Raw genomic sequence first — 18,717 nt, 5'->3', positions numbered from 1 at the left:
TAGTATTATGAGAATTCACATAACACCAACATATTTAGTCCTGGCAACCGTTTTCCTGTTTAGTTCCTGTAACGGTTTGCTCGAAACGGCCCCCCAGGCTACTGTAAGTTCTGAAAATTTCTGGACCTCGGAGAGTTACGCTCAAAGTGCGCTGGCTTCGGCTTATGCTGTACCGCTTGACGAATATTACTACGGTCACAACGAGCATATTTGGGATTGCATTAGCGATGACCTTTACTGTGCCGGCGACTGGACCGACGATGCCTTGATTGAAATTTTATCTGTAAATGCTGACAACTCGAATATTTCAGCGCTCTGGAAACGCAAATATGAAGCGATTAGCCGGGCCAATGACATCATCAAGAATGTTCCCGGTATCGAGTCGATTAGTGACGAAACGAAAGCTGAAATTCTGGGACAGGCCTATTTCCTGAGAGCCTGGAATTATTTCCGACTGGTTATTATTCACGGTGGTGTTCCGTTGATTGACGAGAATATTGCCAGCGACGACTACAACCAGCCTCGTGCGACAGCTGCCGAAACATATGCATTCATCGAGAGCGATTTGATAAAATCTGCCGATTACCTGGAGAATGTTATCAGCTGGGATAGCGAAAACCTGGGTCGGGTGAACTGGGGAGCTGCCATGGGGATGCTTGCCAAAGTGTATTTGTACCAGGAAAAATGGGCTGAAGCAGAAGAAGCATCCGCAGCTGTTTTGGCTCAGTCGGAATACTACCTGGCGGACGATTACTCGGCCAGCTTTACACCTGAAACACGAAACAATCCCGAGGTTTTGTTTGCCCTGCAGTTTACGCCCGAATCCAATAATGGCGGCGGAAGCATGATGGCTTGGTACATGTACCCGGGCTCGTTTGGCGGCTGGAACTTCTTCCACCCGGAGCAACCGTTGGTTGATGAGTTTGAAAATGTAGATGGTTCGGCAACCCGGGCTTTCTCGTACAGCGCAACAACCGGCCTGTTTACTTACGATGACGACGGAACAGAAGTTGTGATGGACGACGTTTTTGCAGAACGCGATCCGCGTCTTCGGGCAACGGTAATTTCGGTTGGAGAGACCTATCGGATTGATGGTGAGGATTACGAATTCTTATCCGGTAATACCAAAACCGGTTACGCCTGTATGAAATATTTTGATGGTAACGGTGTCGCAGAGAATAATTCGTCGTACCCGGTACTTCGCTTGTCTGAAGTTTACCTGATCCATGCGGAAGCCTTGTTACAGCAGGGTGATTCGGGCGACGATGATATTAATGCGGTTCGTGCTCGCGTTGGTTTACCGGCAAAATCGAACTGTACTATGGATGATTTGATTCATGAGCGTCGCTGCGAGTTAGGAACAGAAGGCAATCGCCATTTCGACTTATTGCGCTGGGGATTGGCAGCAGATGTTTATGCCAGCTACACCAGCCCGATCGGTCAGCCAAACTTTGAAGTTGGCGTCAGCGAATTGATGCCGATTCCGCAAACAGAGATCGACCTAAGTGAAGGCGTGTTGACTCAAAATCCGGGTTATTAATTCGGACACATATTGATAATGAATAATTAATAGGAAATAAAGGGTGTTGGGCTAAATTCCCGACACCCTTCAAACTTGATTAACCGAATGAATTTGGTATCTCGAAATATGCTCGCGTTAATTGGTTCAATTTTTTTGTTGGGCTTGTTTAGTAACGAACGTTCTTTTGCACAAACTTCCGGTAATGCAGCTTGGGTGAACCCGTTTATCGGCACGGCCGATTCGGATACAAAAACAAACTGGGGAACTGCCGGAGGAACTTATCCCGGAGCTGTTTATCCGTGGGGGCGTGTGCAGCTAACGCCCGAAACCGGTATCGGAGCCAACAGGGGATACCATTATACCGATTCGGTAATCTACCAATTTAGCTGCGTAAACCATTACAGCGGGTACCCGGAAGGTTCGGGAGGAAACGTCTTTTTTATGCCCTCCAATTCGAGTTTGCCAGGAGACAGCATGGGCTTGGTAGGACGTCCTTTTTCTCATAAAAACGAGCAAGCCACACCGGGATTTTATCGGGTAGTGTTGGATGATGATGGAACAGAATTGGAAATGACGACAAATGCCCGCTCCGGGATGGTTCGTTTTCGCTTTCCTGAAGGCGTTGCACCCAAAATCTACATCGGCGGTGCCGGTAAAATCAATGTAGAAGGAACTGAAGTGAAAGCCGAGGCCTGGAATTCCTTGTTCCGGTTTCTGCAGAAAATAGCTTCGAGTGAATCGGTTTCGGATGGTGTTCTGGTCAGTTTCAAAGCTTCCAAAAAATCGGAAACGATTATTGAAATGAAATACTGTTGCTCTTCCGTCAGTTGGGAGGGAGCAAACAAAAATATGGAGAGCGAACTGCCAGGATGGGATTTTGAGCAGTTTCGGTTGAATGCTGAAAAAGCATGGAATGAGAGCTTGTCGGTGGTGCAGGTTGATGATGAAAGGAAAACAGAAAAAACGATTTTTTACACGGCACTTTATCATTCGCTGCTGATGCCGTGGATTATTTCAGATATTGATGGCTTCTACCGTGGAGCAGATGGAAAAGTTTACCAAACGAAAGGTAGCAACCAGTATGGTGCTTTTTCACCCTGGGACACTTACCGGAGTCTTCACCCGCTGCTTTGCTTGCTTTGCCCGCAGGTGCAGCAGGACATCGTCCGGTCGATGTTGGATGTGTACCAACAAGCAGGGCATTTGCCTTCCGATCCGATGACCGGAAATCACGCGATTGCGGTTTTGGCCGATTCGTATGCCAAGGGGATTGATTCGGTTGATCCGGCAGAAGCCTTGGTTGCGATTGAAAAGACACTGGACTACTTTGCGGCCCGAACACCCGACTTTCAGTTTTATCGCGAAAGGGGCTATGTGTCGGCTGACTTTCCTGAGTCCGTCACCCGAACCGTTGAGTATACATACGACGATTGGGCAGCCGGTCACTTTTTGAGTACCGTTTATCCGGATTCGACAAACAACCGCTTTTCGAATGCAGCTGAAAATTATAGAAACCTGATCGACCTGGAGAGCCTTTTCATCTTGCCCCGAAAAGGAGAGGATTTTATCAAACATCCTGGCAATCAAGGATACAAGGAAGGAGACAAGTGGGTGTACAGCTACGGCGTTCAACAGGATCCCTGGGGACTGATTAATTACCTTGGAGGCAGCGAATTTTTTGTAACGCGATTGGATTCGGCCTTGAGTGCCGGGCAAATTCTTTTCGATAACGAAACGATGCTGCACATTCCGTACTACTTCAATTACACGCCTTATCCGGAAAAAACGCAATATCTGGTTAATCGCATTCGGAATGAGCGATATTTGAATACGCCGGGTGGAATTCCCGGAAACGATGACCTGGGCTCGATGTCGAGTTGGTATGTGTTCAGCGCTTTGGGCTTTTATCCTTTTTGCCCTGGCGAGCCGAACTACAGCGTGGTGGCTCCGCTGTTTGCAAAAGCAATTGTGCATTTGCCAAACGGGAAAACGCTGACCATTCGGAAAGAGGGAAAAGATATTGATAACTGCTACCTGGTTGAAGTGTTGCTTAACGGTGATCAGCAAACAGTACCACAGTTGTCGCATGCGCAGTTGGTTGCTGGTGGCGAGTTGACATTCAAATGTTCAGCTGAGCCAGTGAATGCTTTCTCAGATTTATTGTACCGCGATAAAAGTCCGGAGTTCAAAATCCATGCGGCATCTGTTTCCAAACGACAGGTAAGTCCTGACGAAGAATTTTGGTTACGCTACGGGCTTTCAAATTCAGGGTCATCAGGCACTAAATTTTTCTACTTGCAGCTGAATGGAAATCCTCTTAAATCGGGACACGCTTTCATACCTGCAAATAGTGTTGTTGCGGATTCCATCGCAATTCGCCTCTATAAACCCGGAAAGGTTTCGTTGACGATTGACGGCGAATTTACGCAGTCCGTTGAGGTTTTAAAAGACAAATCAATTCCTGAAAATCCCTATCGAATCTCTGAATTGCAATCGAACGTTTTAGTTCCGGTGGGGGATTCGTTGAGTTTTAGCTTTCAGGTTCAAAATATAACGGGCCAATTGCAAAGTAAGCCGATTGAAGTTTCTGCAGATTGCCGTGTCGTGACGCAGATTTCGGTCAAATTGGAACCGGGAGAAATCACTAAACTATCGGCGAAAATTAAACCGGAAGCGGTTGGCATTCATCATCTGCAGATCGGCAATCAGCAAGTCGCTTTCAAGCAAGTTGAAAAAGTAACTGAAGCGCTGGTTTTGGAGTTGGATGCGACAAAAAAAGGTGGCGAAGAAGTAACCGATCTCTCCGGTTTTTCAAACACGGTACTTCACCCCGGTATCGGTGTTGATGCAGATTTTTTTCAGGTGGGAACGCAATCGCATTTGGAAATACCTGCTTCTAAAAGTATGCAAGTCGAAGATAAGTCGATGACGATGAGTGTTTGGGTTTATCCTGAAAATCACGATCAACAATCACAGGATATTTTCTGCCAGGCCGATTTCAATGTGCTGCAGATTCAGGGTGGCGCTTACCTGAATTTCTTCGCCGGAGGCTGGGGGAGAGGTGAGTGCCGCGCAGCGCTAACCGAGAACTGGGTTGGCAAGTGGCATCACCTTGTTGGCGTTTGCGACGATGAGGAACTTCGTTTGTATGTGGATGGACAATTGGTCGCCAGTCAGAAAGTTGCGCATGTGCCCTCGCTTGCCGATGAAAGTAACTGGACGGTTGGGCGAAATGTTGAGTTTCCCGGAACACGAATCTTCTCTGGTAAAGTGGACTTGGTTAGACTTTACCAGGCGCCGTTAAGCGCGGAGGATATTCAGCAGCAGTTTGCCAACGATCGGGAACGGTTTCAAATGAACAAATAAGTATATCAACTATAAAATATTTAGTATGGAGTCAAGACGCAATTTTTTCAAGAAAGCAGCTTTTGTAGCGGGTGCGGCGGCCATGCCGGTTTCTACCGCCTGGGCTGATGAACAAGTCAAGTCGAAGGCGGCTACAACGGGGAATACTTCGTTTAAGAATACCTACATCAAAAACCTGTTCGTAACGGAAAACCAGTACCGGATGGGAAAAGGTGCGATTGTAAAGTCGCCGGGTTTTGAAAAGGCGAAGACGATCTTGCCTTCACCGATTTGGAAAAACCACGACGAGCAAATCGGCATGTACTGGAAGGCTTGGGAAATGGCTTTCAACAACATTAAAGACCCGTCTGAAGGCTCCGGTTTTATCAGTTCCTATATCGATACAGCTTATAACGGCAACATTTTTATGTGGGATTCAAGCTTTATCACCATGTTTGCCCGTTACGGAACTCGTGCGTATCCTTTTCAAAATACACTGGATAATTTCTATGCCAAGCAGCACCCGGATGGCTTCATTTGCCGCGAAATCTGGGGCGATTCGGGCGAAGATGCGTTCGAGCGCTTCGACCCGACCAGTACCGGACCTAACTTGCTTCCCTGGAGCGAGATGGTTTTCTTTCAGCATTTTGGCGACATGGATCGTATTCAGAACGTATTTCCGGCTCTGGCTGCATACTACCAGTGGTGGATGCTTAACCGTACCTGGAAAGATGGCTCGTACTGGACCAGCGGCTGGGGAAGCGGGATGGATAATCAGCCACGGTTGGAACCGGAATACAACCCGATTTTCTCGAATGGGCACATGACCTGGATTGATGCTTGCCTGCAGCAGCTTTTTGTTGGAAAGATTCTCGTGCAGATGGGATTCTACATCGAACGCTGGCAGGAAATTGAAAACATTGAAGACAGTTTGAAGACCTTGAAGAAGTTTATCCGCGAGCAGCTTTGGGATTCGGAAAGTGCTTTCCTGTACGACCAGTATAAAGACGGAACTTTGGGAACAACCAAGGGAATTGGCGCGTTTTGGGCACTTTGGACCGAAGTGTTGGAGCCCGATGAGCTGGACGCTTTCGTGAATCACCTCAAAAACAAGGATACTTTCAATCGGCTGCATCCGATTCCTTCGATTCCGGCCAATCACGAGAAATACCAGGCTGATGGTCGTTACTGGCAAGGTGGCGTTTGGGCTCCGACCAATTACATGATTATTCGCGGGCTTCAGGATAAAGGCTACACCGATTTGGCATTTGATTTGGCTTCACGCCACTACGACCAGGTGTTTAAGGTTTATCAGAAAACCGGCACCTTCTGGGAATATTATGCGCCGGAATTGACTGAGCCCGGCATGCTGGCCAGACCCGATTTTGTGGGTTGGACCGGTTTGGTGCCTATCTCCGTTTTGTTTGAGTCGATTTTTGGATTGCTGCCCAATGCCACGGATCGCGAGCTGATTTGGGAAGTCTCGTTGACGGATGAGCACGGTGTTGACCGCTACCCTTTCGGGGCGGAAGGCTTACTAAAACTGCATTGCGACGCACGGAGTTCAACAAGCGCAAAACCTTCGATAACGATTGAATCCAACACCAGTTTCAAATTGAAAGTGAAATGGGGAAACAAGCAGGAAGCGACGCTCGCTGTGACCTCCGGAACCAATCGATTTTAATTACTAATGAAAGCCTGTTGCGGGTTTTATGAATTTCAAACAACATGACTAAAAAGAATCTTCTGATTGGATTGATATTCCTGATTTTCTTCTGTATATCATTTTTAACCAACATACTGGGGGCGATCAACCCCGACGTTAGTGCCAGTTTTAGCCTTAGCGGCGCAATGACGGGGATGTTACCGTTTTCGTTTTTTATCGCGTATGCCGTCATGTCAATTCCTTCGGGATTTATGGTGCAAAAATACGGCGAGAAAAAAAGCATGCTCCTGGCCTGGATTTTGGCAGGGAGCGGCGCCCTGTTGTTTTCATGCTTTCCCGGGTTTCCGGTATTTCTTTGCTCTCTGTTCCTGATTGGTACAGGGATGGCCATTTTACAGGTGGCAATCAACCCCTTGTTGCGTGTGGTTGGCGGCGAACAGCAATTTGCTTTTCTGTCGGTTTCGGCACAATTGGTTTTTGGTGGCGCTTCCTTTTTAAGTCCCTTTGTCTACTCTTACCTGTCGACAAACTTACCGAAAGGAGATGGTGTGAATGGCTTTGTAAGTCTGTTGCAGTCTTTGACGCCGGAACAGTTGCCCCGGGTTTCCCTGTACTGGATTTTTGCGTTTGTCGCTTTGGCAATGTTGGTGCTGATTGGATTTGCAGCGCTGCCGAAAGTGGAACGCAAAGATGATGAGGTTGTTGGAGCTTGGGAAACACACCTTCTGTTGTTTAAGGATCGCACAACCTGGTTGTTCTTTTTCGGAATTGCGGCTTATGTTGGTTCCGAGCAGGGAATTGCCAACTGGATCTCCGAGTTTTTGAAAACCTATCATGGTCTTGACCCGCAGGTTGAAGGAGCTAAAGCAGTGGGCTGGTTTTGGGGATTGTTGACTTTGGGCTGTCTGTTGGGAATGGTCTTGCTGAAATTTCTGTCGAGCAAAGTGGTGTTGCGCATGTTCACTGTCGCCGCTTTGGTGGTTCTGTTCGTCGCTTTATTCGGCGATGCAACCATGGCCCTTTACGGCTTCCCGGCGCTGGGCTTTTGCCTTTCGGTCATGTGGTCAATTGTTTTTGCATTGGCATTGAATAGCATCCCTAAATATCACGGAACTTTCTCGGGTATCCTTTGTACGGGGATTGCCGGTGGTGCCATTGTGCCGCTGATCATTGGACAGCTGAAAGACTTGATTGGACTTCGGTTCGGGATGCTCTTTTTGCTGGTCACGCTGGGCTACATTTTAAGCATCAGCTTTTGGGCCAAGCCTCTTGTCTCTAACCTAAAACAGGACTAAACATGAAAAATAAACAAGCAATTCTGGGCATTGATATGGGAGGAACCAGTATCAAGGCCGGATTGATAACAGATGGCGTGATTGCTGAATACAAAAGCGTTTCGACTCCGGCTTCTGCACCCAAAGAAGAGGTGCTGGAAGCGGTGCTGAATTTGATTCGAGAGTTCGATTTGACCGGCGTTGCGGCAATCGGCATCGGCGTTCCGACGGTTGTCGACGTGAAAGCAGGTATCGTTTACAATGCAACAAACATCAAATCGTGGGATGAGGTGCACTTGAAAGACTACCTCGAAGAACGCTTGAAAATTTCAACGTTAGTGAATAACGATGCGAACTGCTTTGCCGTTGCCGAAAAATATTACGGGAAAGCGCAAGGGGTTGAAAACATTGTCGGCATCGTGATGGGTACCGGTTTGGGGGTTGGTCTGGTCATCAACAACAAACTGTTTGAAGGTCGCAATTGTGGTGCCGGTGAACTTGGTAATTTAAGTTACCGGGAGCACAACTTCGAATATTACTGCAGTGGGCAGTTCTTTCAGGATGAGCACAACGGCAGAGGAGAAGAGTTTATGAAACAGGCAGCTGCGGGAGACCCGGCTGCCCTCGAAATATTCCGGGAATTAGGATTCCACATCGGTCAGTTTTTGCAAGCCGTTTTGTATGCCTACGATCCGGAGTGTATTGTTTTGGGCGGTTCGGTTACAAACGCTTTTCCTCTTTTTGAGGAGGCTATGCGCACGTCGCTGGCTGACGGCTTTTTGTTCCCGAATTCCTTGAAAAGCCTCGATATTCAGTGTTCCGAATTGCAGCATAGCGGCATCTACGGCGCTGCATCGCTCTACAACAACCAAAACAGCTGATATGTAGCTTGGAATTTTACGAAAAAACGAACTGACCCCAAGGTGTTGAATCACCGCTTTCGCTGATTTGGAGCGGCTTTTGTCGTTTTCTAATGACTTCTTGATTCGGCTTTAATATGAAGCCTTTTTCTTTGCTTCCTTAACCTAAATCGGAAAGAATTATGCGCTCAAAGTACCTCGTATTATTTCTTTTGCTCTATGGCGTTTCAGTATTGGACAAGGTGTTCGGTTCTGAAGCGATCTATTTTGAAAATTTCACTGTAGAGGATGGATTAGCAAGCAATACGGTGTTGGATGCTGCCGAAGATTCCTGCGGGAGAATTTGGTTTGCGACCTACAACGGGCTGAGTTATTTTGACGGTCATTATTATCACAGTTTGTCCGATCTCAACTTTTTGAAAGAGGAATGCCCTGCCAATTTGAAACCCGAGCAGCTGGAGGTAGATGGACGCGGTGATATTTGGGTGCTCTTTGAAGGAGGAACATTGGCGCGCCTGTTAAACCTGAAGGGAGACTGTCAGCTTTATCCCGAATTGGAGTTTATGAAAGGGCCGCCAATCCGGATGGAAGTTAACAAGGAGGGAACTCTGCTAATAGCAGATAGCATAAAAGCCTGGCGTTACGAAGCTGAGCGTGACCGGTTTCAGACTGAATCTGTATATCCTGAGTTTCCCGGGAGAGAGCGTCTGGAGGAGATTCAACAACATTTTCACGCTGTCGCTCCTGAAATTGAGGTGCATGCCGTTTGGGAACCTGGCAACGAATTGTGGATCTCGACCATCAACAGTGGCATTTTCAAACTCAACCCCAAAGATCTTTCCATTCTTGCGCACTACGTTGCATCTGACACGGAGAGTAATGCATTAGCAGGGAACGAAGTGTATAGCTTGTTGGTGGATCGCAGTGGATGCCTATGGGTGGGGACGAAAGATCATGGTTTGAGCCGCGGTTACCGGTTCTCTCAGAATTTCACAAATATTGGTTCTGAAAAGTTGGAACTGAAGAATGCGGCAGTTCGGGCAATTGTGCGCGACGACCGCGGTGAACTCTGGTTGGGAACTTATAATTCCGGTTTACGTCGCTTGAAGGATGGTGCGTTGAAAACGGTTAATTTTCCAAACTCTGAATTCGCCCGCTGGAACTGGATTCGGAGTTTGCATATCGATTCCTCCGATCAGGTTTGGGTAGGCACTTATGCCGGTTTAGTACGTCTGAATCCTAAGAATTCGGCTGTCGACTATTTTCCGTCGAAGGTAAATGGCAAAGGAATTTTATCGGCATCGCGAATTTACGGAATTGCAGAAGATCGTTCCGGCAAATTCTTCGTCGGCGAATGGGGTGCATTGGACTATTTCGATCCTAAAGTAGGCACTATTCAACGGTTGGATGTTGGTACCGATTTGGAGGGAAAGAACATTCGCAAGCTTTTGCTCGATCGGCAAAACCGTTTGTGGATCGGTACCGAGTCGGATGGCGTTTTTGTGATGAATACAAGTACTTTTCAGATCGAGAAAAATTTTCGCTTCCACCCATCCGAAAAACATAGTTTGGCCAGTAACAGTATTTTCGAGCTTTGTGAATCTGCTGACGGAGGCATGTGGATCGGTACTTTCGGAGGCTTGAATCGCATTGAACCCGATGGGCAGGTAACCAGCTATGAAACCTTGAATAAGGAACTGCCATCAACAGTTATCTACCGGATTTTTGAGGATGACGGTCGTTTGTGGTGCAGTAGCTTGAAAGGTATTGTTCAGGTTGATGTGAGAGATCAGAGTTTACGGTCTTACGATCGAACCGATGGTGTTAACAATCCGGAATTCTCGGAAGGTGCCGGATTGATGGCTTCCGATGGTCGGATGTATTTTGGAGGGGTTTCGGGCATCACATCTTTTTTCCCCGATTCCATCCCGGTCAACCCCAATGTACCTCTGGTGAACATGAGCGGTTTAATTGTAAACGGCGAAAACCAAACGTTGTCGAACGTTGCCGCCAATGAAAATGCCCCGGTATATTCTTTTTGGCAAAACGATCTGCAGATCGACCTTCAAACGATTCTCCCCAACAGCCCTTTCCGCCATCAACTGGCATGGCGGCTGGATCCGGTTGACGATGATTTTCAACAAACTTACGGCTCCAAAAGCAATTTGAATTATGCGCAACTACCACCCGGGGATTATAATTTATGGGTAAAAGCGGCTAATTCGGATGGGGTCTGGTCAGACGCGCGCATGCTTTATCGTTTTTCCATTGAGAAGCCGTTTTGGCAAGAGCCCTATTATTGGCTGGGAGCTTTAATCCTGGTGATTTTGCTAGGGGTATTCCTGTTTCAGCGGCGATATACCAAAATCCGTCGTGATAACCTTCGTTTGGAAGAGTTGGTCAATCAACGAACCGAAAAAATTGAAAAGCAGAAATCTGCATTGGAAGATGCCAACTTGGCGTTGGAAGAACAAAACCGAAAAGTACAGTTGCAAAAAGATCATATCTTGGCGCAGCGTGACCATCTGTTGGAAATGTATGATCGCCAGGAGGAGTCGAACCGACAGAAAGAAATTTTCTTCACCAACATTTCGCACGATATCCGTACACCGCTTTCGCTCATTTACGGGCCGGCTGTTGAAATGATGAATGATCCCAAAACGACTCATTTTTCGCGGAACAAAGTCCAATCGATTTATAACAATGCGGAATATATTATGCAGCTGATCGACCAGGTGCTTGATCGCAATAAGCTGGAATCGGCCGGCCAAAAACTCGTTTTGACCAATGGCAGACTGCTGGATCATTGCCGAAGTGTGGTCGAGTCTTTTCAAGGTCGAGCTTCAGAAACCGGGGTCAATTTGGATTTTGCAGGCAGCGGAGAGGATTTCGATTACCGATTCGACTACGGAAAGTTGAAGCAGGTTATTTACAATATCCTGGCTAACTCGCTAAAATTTACTCAAACGGGCGGACAGATTAATTGCCGCGCGAGTGTGGAACAGCATAATTTCATATTAACCGTTGAAGACACCGGTATTGGTATTCCTGCCGACCGCATCCCGTTTATTTTTGAACGTTATTACCAGATTGGTAAGTCGGAAACAAATGGTAAAAAAGGAAATGGGATCGGCCTCTCGCTCGTGAAAGACTACGTGAATTTGCTTGGCGGCACCATTCAGGTCGAGAGTGAAGAAGGAAAGGGAAGTAAATTTAAACTGGAGTTTCCATTAGAACGGGAAGTCCATCCTGAGTTTTCGTTACCAGATTTGTTGGGCGTAACTGAAGGTGAAAAAGATTTTGAACAAACGGACGAAACCGATCAGGTGGAAGTATTGCTTGTTGAGGACAATCCGACGCTGCAAGCATATTTGAAAGAGATTATCGGTCAAAACTACCGGCTGCAGGTTTGCAATAATGGCCGCGAAGGTTTGGAATATCTGAAAAAGCATCCGCATGTAAAAGCAGTGGTGACCGACTGGATCATGCCCGAAATGGATGGTATTGAAATGGTTCGAGAGATTCGACGCAAGAGCAGATTCCGGCATTTACCCATTGTCATGCTCACGGCGATGAGCGAACTCCGAAATGTGAAGGAGGGATACCTGACAGGTGTGAACGAGTTTATTGCAAAACCATTCGACCCGGAATTGCTTCTGTTGAAAATAAACCGACTGTTGGAGCAGGCCGACTATAAAAATCGTCAGGCAGTGATCGAGCCGATTGTTGAACCAAACCAACCTCAACTGGAAAGTCACGACGAAAAAATGATCCGAAAGCTGATGGATGTGATGGAAACCGAGATGATGAACGACGACCTGGATCCGCAACAGCTGGCTGACGCCTGTGGGGTAAGTTCCATGCAACTCTACCGAAAGTTAAAGGAGTTGATGCAACTAACGCCAACCGAGTTTATTCGTTCAACCCGAATAAAGCGTGCGCGCCAACTGCTGTCTGATGATGGAATTCAGATTAACGAGGTCAGTCATCTGGTTGGATTTTCAGATCCGAAATATTTTAGTCGCTGTTTTCAGAAGGAAACCGGGCTAACGCCGTCAAAATTTCAAGCGAAAATACGGCGAGGGGAGCAAATATCTCGTTAAAGAATAATCAGCTGGGGGTTAAGCAATTATTAAAGTCAGATTTGTCCACCATTTCTGCTCAAAATATGCCCCTATTGCAAGTTTTGTCTCCCCATTCGCAAGAATATTCACCCTCGTTTGAGGCCTGGACCGCCTAATTTTATCCTAACCGAACCGAAAAGGTTTGCCCTTTTGAGCCTAAAATTTCGGTTTAAAGTCCAAATCAAAATTTAGTTTAAGTATGAAAAATCTATGTTTTTTTGTTTTGCTGCATTTATTCCCCTTGTGGATGTTTGCTCAAACCAATCTATCGGGGGTGGTTCTTGACGAAGGCAACCAGCCACTAATTGGAGCAAGTGTCGCTATTAAAGGTACCACTATCGGTACGGTGACGGATCTGGATGGAAAGTTTTCTCTTTCTGTGCCGGAGGGATCAATTTTGACAGTTTCGTTTATCGGTTATCAGCCGCTAGAGGTTGTTGCTGACAAACCATACCTGCAGATCATTCTGAAAGAAGACAACCAGGTTATTAATGACGTAGTTGTTTTGGGTTACGGAACAAGTTCTCGTAAACAAGACTTGTCTGCATCAGTTGGTGTGATTGATAATACGGAGCAGTTGGTTAAACGCCCGGTAGCTTCTACTGAAAGTATGCTTCAGGGACAGCTTGCCGGTGTTACGGTTAGTGCAACCAGTGGTGACCCAACATCAACTCCTTCTATTGTTATTCGTGGACAAGGATCACAGGGGGGTGATAACGTATTGTGGGTAGTCGATGGAATTCCGGGAGCTCCTTTGGCTTCAATGGATGATATTGCTTCAATTGTTGTTTTAAAGGATGCCGCGTCGGCTGCAATCTATGGTGCACACTCCGGAGCCGGTGGTGTAATCTTGGTGACAACCAAGAAAGCCGAAAAAGGTGAACCTACAGTTACATACGATGCAGTATTCGGTGCACGCACTGCAACAAACCTGCCTCAGGGGTTGAATGCGGAACAAGAAATCGCAATGCGTACACAATCTTATGCGAATGCGGGCTTGTCTCTTCCTACTGGTTGGGATACAGATGTTAACCCATGGATTGCAACAACCCGTACCGACTGGATGGATGCCATCTTCCGTACGGCGACTTACCAACGTCATAACGTTGCCTTGAATGTGGGAACGGATAGCTTTAAACATCGCTTGTCTTTTGCCTACAGTGATGACAACGGTACTTTGATCAATACCTTCAATAAAAATCTGACAACCCGCTATAATAGTAGTTTCAAACTGAATAAGTGGGTAACCATTACAGAGGATTTTGTGTGGGCAAACAAACAAAGTCGCGGAACAGATACCGAGAGTGCATACTCGGGTGTAATTTTGTCGGCTCTTTATATGCCTCGCAGTGCAACAGTTTACAATCCGCTGGATGGTTCTTATGGTGGAACAACAACTGAAGATCCGGATTACATTGCCCAATATGGTTCTAACTATTCGGATATTCACGGCGACGTGGTAAACCCGGTTCGTACATTGAAAGCTGACAACAACTACAATAAGATCAGCAACGCCTGGACAACTACCAGCCTTGAAATCAAAGATGTTGTTCAGGGATTGAAGTTTGCGAGCCGGTTCTCCTATAACTTAGAAACACAGTATTACAAAAATTTTACGCCAATACGTGATGAAGTTGGTAAACCTGATACCTCAAACAGTTTGACAGAATCGACTTATCGTACTGATGCCTTGAAAACAGAGAACACTTTGACTTATGATGGTGTTTTTGGTGAGCACAACCTGAGTGCTTTGATCTCAACAACAGCTGATCATTACGAACCACGTGGAATGACTGTGACGGGTACTGGGTTTGCAGACGAATCGGAAATACTTCAATATCTGGCTTACGCTAACTCTATTAGTGCGTCTGATTACTTAGAAGACGCTGATGGCAGCGGCCCTGATGCGAACGTATCACTTATTTCCCGTTTGGCATATTCGTACAACGATCGCTATTTTGTAACAGCTTCATGGCGTCGTGACTATGCTGGACGTTTGGACCAAGACTATAACTACGGTGATTTTCCGGCAGCAACTGTTGGTTGGAAAATCTCAAATGAAAAATTCTTCAAGAAAAGCGATTTAATTTCACTGCTTAAATTCCGTGGTTCATGGGGGCGTGTTGGAAACCTTGGATCAATTACTCACAACTACAGCTCGCCTGTTCTTGGAACGCAGGAGAATACCTGGAGTGAATCAGGTCAATATGGTGTTACAGCCGGTGAGATCTGGGGAACAGGTGTATACAACTATAAGGCGCTTAACCCGGAGCTGACTTGGGAAACATCGGAACAAACGGATTTAGGTGTGGATGTAGACATGTTCAGAAATCGTCTTTCTTTGTCGTTAGACTATTTTGACAAACGTACATTTAACCTCATCCAAACACAAACTTTTGAATTCCCGTCTACGATAGGTCTAGATGCTCCGTATGTAAACCAAGGTGAGGTTCGTAACCGTGGAGTTGAGTTACAGTTCAACTGGAGCGATAAGATTAATGACGATTTCAGCTACTTCGTATCCGGTAACTTCGCTACTCTGAAAAACTGGGTGTCGGATACTGGTATCAAGAACTCGGATGGCACTGCTGCAGTTTGGACCGGAGATGGCTCCTGGAGATTCCTGCCATACATGTATCGAACAGGACAAGGAGAACCTTTGAATTCTTACTACCTGGTTAAAACCGACGGGATTTTCCAATCGGATGAAGAGGCTGCTGCTTATGTAAATGCAGATGGAGAGCGTATTCAGCCGGATGCTGTTGCCGGTGACTTGAAATTTGTAGACTACGATGGCGATGGTGAAATCAATACGACGAATGACCGCCAGTATATGGGCAACGCTACTCCCGACTTGACTTATGCACTGACTTTGGGCGCCACTTACAAAAACCTATCTGTAAGCGCAATGTTACAAGGTGTTTCAGGAGCTCAATCTTTATATGTAGCGAAAGGTATGATCTTAAGTGATGTGGAAGGAAACTTCAACCGTTCAACTGAAATTCTGAATGCCTGGAGTCCAACCAACACTTCTTCTGATATTCCACGTCTTTCGAAATCCGATCCAAACGGAAACTTCTCAACTCCTTCTGATTGGTACCTGGAGGATGCGTCTTACTTGCGTATCAAAAACGTAACTGTTTCTTACGACCTGACCAGCTTGATTACGAAAGTGCCTCATTTGAGTCAACGAAGTAGTAAAATGTCCGTTTATTTCAGTGGTGAAAACCTGGCTACCTTTACAAAATACTCGGGAATGGATCCGGAAAATGGCGGTTATGATACAATGACTTATCCTGTATCACGTGTACTTTCCTTCGGTTTGAAACTTACATATTAATCAACGAAGACAACAATCAGAATTAAAATTGAAAATCATGAAAATGTATAAATATATAGTCGCTGTTGGTTTACTGGCTTCTGTGCTCAGTTCGTGCAGCGAGTTTCTGGATGTGCAGCCCGAAGGGAATGCGACAATATCGAATTATTTCCAGAACGATCAGCAAGCCATTGACGCGGTTACAGCCTTGTATCAACCATTGCATAAAGAAACCTCTTACGGCCGTGACCTGTTTTGGGAGCAAGGCGGAGCCTGTGATATCGTGTGGGGACGTACCCGTAGTTACAATACGCTGGCGACACTGAATTACACTGGTGACGAAAGTCCGTTGAGCAACAATTTCAATTTGTTTTACGAGTTAATGGCTAAAGCCAACTGGGTAATCGAGCAGCTTTTGGACAAGCAAACAGCATCGGGATTGACCGATATTGAAACACGCAGTTTGGGCGAAGCATATTTCATGCGGGGAATGGCTCATTTCATTATTGCCTACCGTTACGGAACTACCGATCAAGGTGTACCTTTTGTTCGTTACGAGGATTTTGCAGATGGATACGATAACTCGATTCCTCCACAACAAGCATCGGTAGTCGACAACTACGAGTATATCATTGAAGATATGGACAACGCAATTGCCTATCTTCCTGCCTTCGAGGATTATGAGGCTGCTGATCAGGGGCGTGCTCATCAGGCTGCTGCTGTTGCTTACAAAGCAAAGGTTTACGCCTACTGGGCTACTTGGGACGAGTCTCAGTGGACCAATGTAATCAGCATGGTTAACTCGCTTGAAACGACATATGGACGCGACCTGGCCTCGAGCTTAGACGAAGTATTCTCATCTGATTTCGATAATTTTTGGAATGAAGAATACATCTGGTCAATTCCGTCAACCGGTGGTTCTAACGGTGGTGGTAGCGAATTCCCGGGTGTTATTCTCGAAAACAAAGGTTGGGGATATTACAACGGTTGGGGACAAAACAAACCATCGTATGACATTTATGAAGAAATGTTGAAAGATGGTGAAGGTAACGATCGTTTGGTTCGCTCGATCTTGGAATATAACCAGGAATTTGAGTTCTGGGGAGAAACCCGCAACTTCTACTCTACATCGGATGTTGAAGCAGGGTTCATGATTAATAAATACATGGATCCGTTTAAATATGCCGATGCTGATGAAGCAGGTTATGTGAATACCAACGGTGACTGGCCAACTGCCCGTATCAATTTTCCTTTGATTCGTTTTGCCGACATGTTGCTGTTCCGTGCTGAAGCTTATTTGATGACGGGTGATGCCGCAAGTGCAAAAACGGATTTGGACAGAATTCGTAACCGCTCGAATATTGCATCACTGGATCACACGCCCACAATGGCCGATCTTTACCACGAGCGTCGTTGCGAATTGGCATTTGAATTTACAGACCACCTTTTCGACCTGAAACGTTGGAACCGTTCTTCCGATGCGACTATCAAAGCATTAGCAAATGCTGAATTAAATGCACACCCACGAGTTCGTCAGTACGAAGATCGTTCAGATCCGGAATCTGCTTTCGTCATTGCCGACTATGGAGATTACCAAAATAAGGCAACTTACCAGGATTACATGATGGTATTCCCTTATCCATCAAATCAGATTACGAAATCTAACGGAGCGTTGACTCAAAATGCCGGTTATTAATATTGATCGGGATTGTTGGGTAACCCGGAATTAAGTTGAATTAGTTCATTAACATATGGCAGTTGTTGTTTTATCAACAACTGCCTAAATGTTTTCCATATGATAAAAAATAGAATCATCGTTTGCTTATTTCTTTTGGTTTCGGTTCAGGCATTCGCCCAGGATCTGGTTTTCAAAGGAGGTCATGCGCATAACGATTACTGGAATAAACGCCCCTTGCTGGACGCGTTGGACGCGGGAATGGTCGGTGTTGAGGCAGATGTTTTTCTGCGTGACGGCGTATTGCTGGTCGGACACAGTTTGGATGAGCTGAAGCCGGAGCGTACGCTGAGTTCACTGTATTTGGATCCCCTGAAAAAGATAATTGAAGAAAAAGGAGCAGATTTCAGCCCGATCGTTTTGATGATTGACATAAAAGATCACGGGCTTGAAACTTACAGGGAACTACAAAAAGTATTGCCGCAGTATCAGTCAATGCTCACCGAAATCAAGGGGAAGCAGATAAATCAGAAAGCTGTAACCATTATCCTGTCGGGAGATCGGCCGATTGAAGCGGTTGCCGCGGAGAAACAGCGATATTGTTTTATTGATGGTCGTCTGGATGAAGAGTCATTTGCCGCCAAGCAGAGTTTGATTCCATTGTTGAGCGATGATTGGACAAACTTTTTTCAATGGGATGGAACTGCAGAAATATCCGCAGCAGAGCTGACAAAACTGAAAAGCTTTGTTGACCATTGCCATCGGGAGCATAAAATAATTCGTTTTTGGGGATACCCGAATAAACCGGCAGAGATTCGTAATCGTGTTTGGCAAACGCTAAAAGACGCCGGTGTTGATCTAATCGGGTGTGATGATCCGGCAGAGCTTGGAAAATTCGAATCCCGCAAGTAAACAAGAAAAAGAAAATTAGA

At 46.1% G+C, this 18,717-nt stretch carries 9 protein-coding genes; all 9 read left to right on the top strand.

Annotated elements, in window-relative coordinates:
* Positions 1 to 7: 7 nt before the first annotated feature.
* Positions 8 to 1,540: a RagB/SusD family nutrient uptake outer membrane protein gene (locus BC643_RS16915; RefSeq protein WP_120274451.1), complete on the top strand. Its 1,533-nt coding sequence runs from the start codon at positions 8 to 10 to the stop codon at positions 1,538 to 1,540.
* An 87-nt stretch (positions 1,541 to 1,627) separates the two neighbouring features.
* Positions 1,628 to 4,888 (top strand): GH92 family glycosyl hydrolase, encoded by a 3,261-nt coding sequence (locus tag BC643_RS16910; protein WP_120274450.1) that lies wholly within the window; start codon positions 1,628 to 1,630, stop codon positions 4,886 to 4,888.
* A 25-nt stretch (positions 4,889 to 4,913) separates the two neighbouring features.
* Positions 4,914 to 6,551, top strand: coding sequence for an MGH1-like glycoside hydrolase domain-containing protein (locus BC643_RS16905; RefSeq protein WP_120274449.1), 1,638 nt, complete (start codon positions 4,914 to 4,916; stop codon positions 6,549 to 6,551).
* Between the two features lie 44 nt (positions 6,552 to 6,595).
* Positions 6,596 to 7,828, top strand: a complete 1,233-nt coding sequence (locus BC643_RS16900; protein ID WP_120274448.1) for an MFS transporter — start codon at positions 6,596 to 6,598, stop codon at positions 7,826 to 7,828.
* Positions 7,829 to 7,830: 2 nt separating this feature from the next.
* The gene (locus tag BC643_RS16895; RefSeq protein ID WP_120274447.1) at positions 7,831 to 8,688 is read left to right on the top strand and encodes an ROK family protein; all 858 of its coding nucleotides are present in this window, start codon (positions 7,831 to 7,833) and stop codon (positions 8,686 to 8,688) included.
* Between the two features lie 161 nt (positions 8,689 to 8,849).
* Complete coding sequence (locus BC643_RS16890) at positions 8,850 to 12,770, top strand: hybrid sensor histidine kinase/response regulator transcription factor (protein WP_120274446.1); 3,921 nt, start codon at positions 8,850 to 8,852, stop codon at positions 12,768 to 12,770.
* Positions 12,771 to 12,990: 220 nt separating this feature from the next.
* Positions 12,991 to 16,131: a SusC/RagA family TonB-linked outer membrane protein gene (locus BC643_RS16885; protein ID WP_120274445.1), complete on the top strand. Its 3,141-nt coding sequence runs from the start codon at positions 12,991 to 12,993 to the stop codon at positions 16,129 to 16,131.
* 37 nt (positions 16,132 to 16,168) lie between these two features.
* Positions 16,169 to 17,806, top strand: coding sequence for a RagB/SusD family nutrient uptake outer membrane protein (locus tag BC643_RS16880; protein WP_211338126.1), 1,638 nt, complete (start codon positions 16,169 to 16,171; stop codon positions 17,804 to 17,806).
* 99 nt (positions 17,807 to 17,905) lie between these two features.
* A complete protein-coding gene (locus BC643_RS16875; RefSeq protein WP_120274444.1) occupies positions 17,906 to 18,697 on the top strand; it encodes a phosphatidylinositol-specific phospholipase C/glycerophosphodiester phosphodiesterase family protein in 792 nt (263 codons plus the stop codon).
* The last annotated feature ends 20 nt before the right edge of the window (positions 18,698 to 18,717 follow it).

It is taken from the genome of Mangrovibacterium diazotrophicum (assembly GCF_003610535.1).
In the GTDB taxonomy this organism is placed as follows: Bacteria; Bacteroidota; Bacteroidia; order Bacteroidales; family Prolixibacteraceae; genus Mangrovibacterium; species Mangrovibacterium diazotrophicum.
The sequence above is the reverse complement of the archived record's forward strand: the minus strand, read 5'-3'. Positions and strand labels throughout refer to the sequence as shown.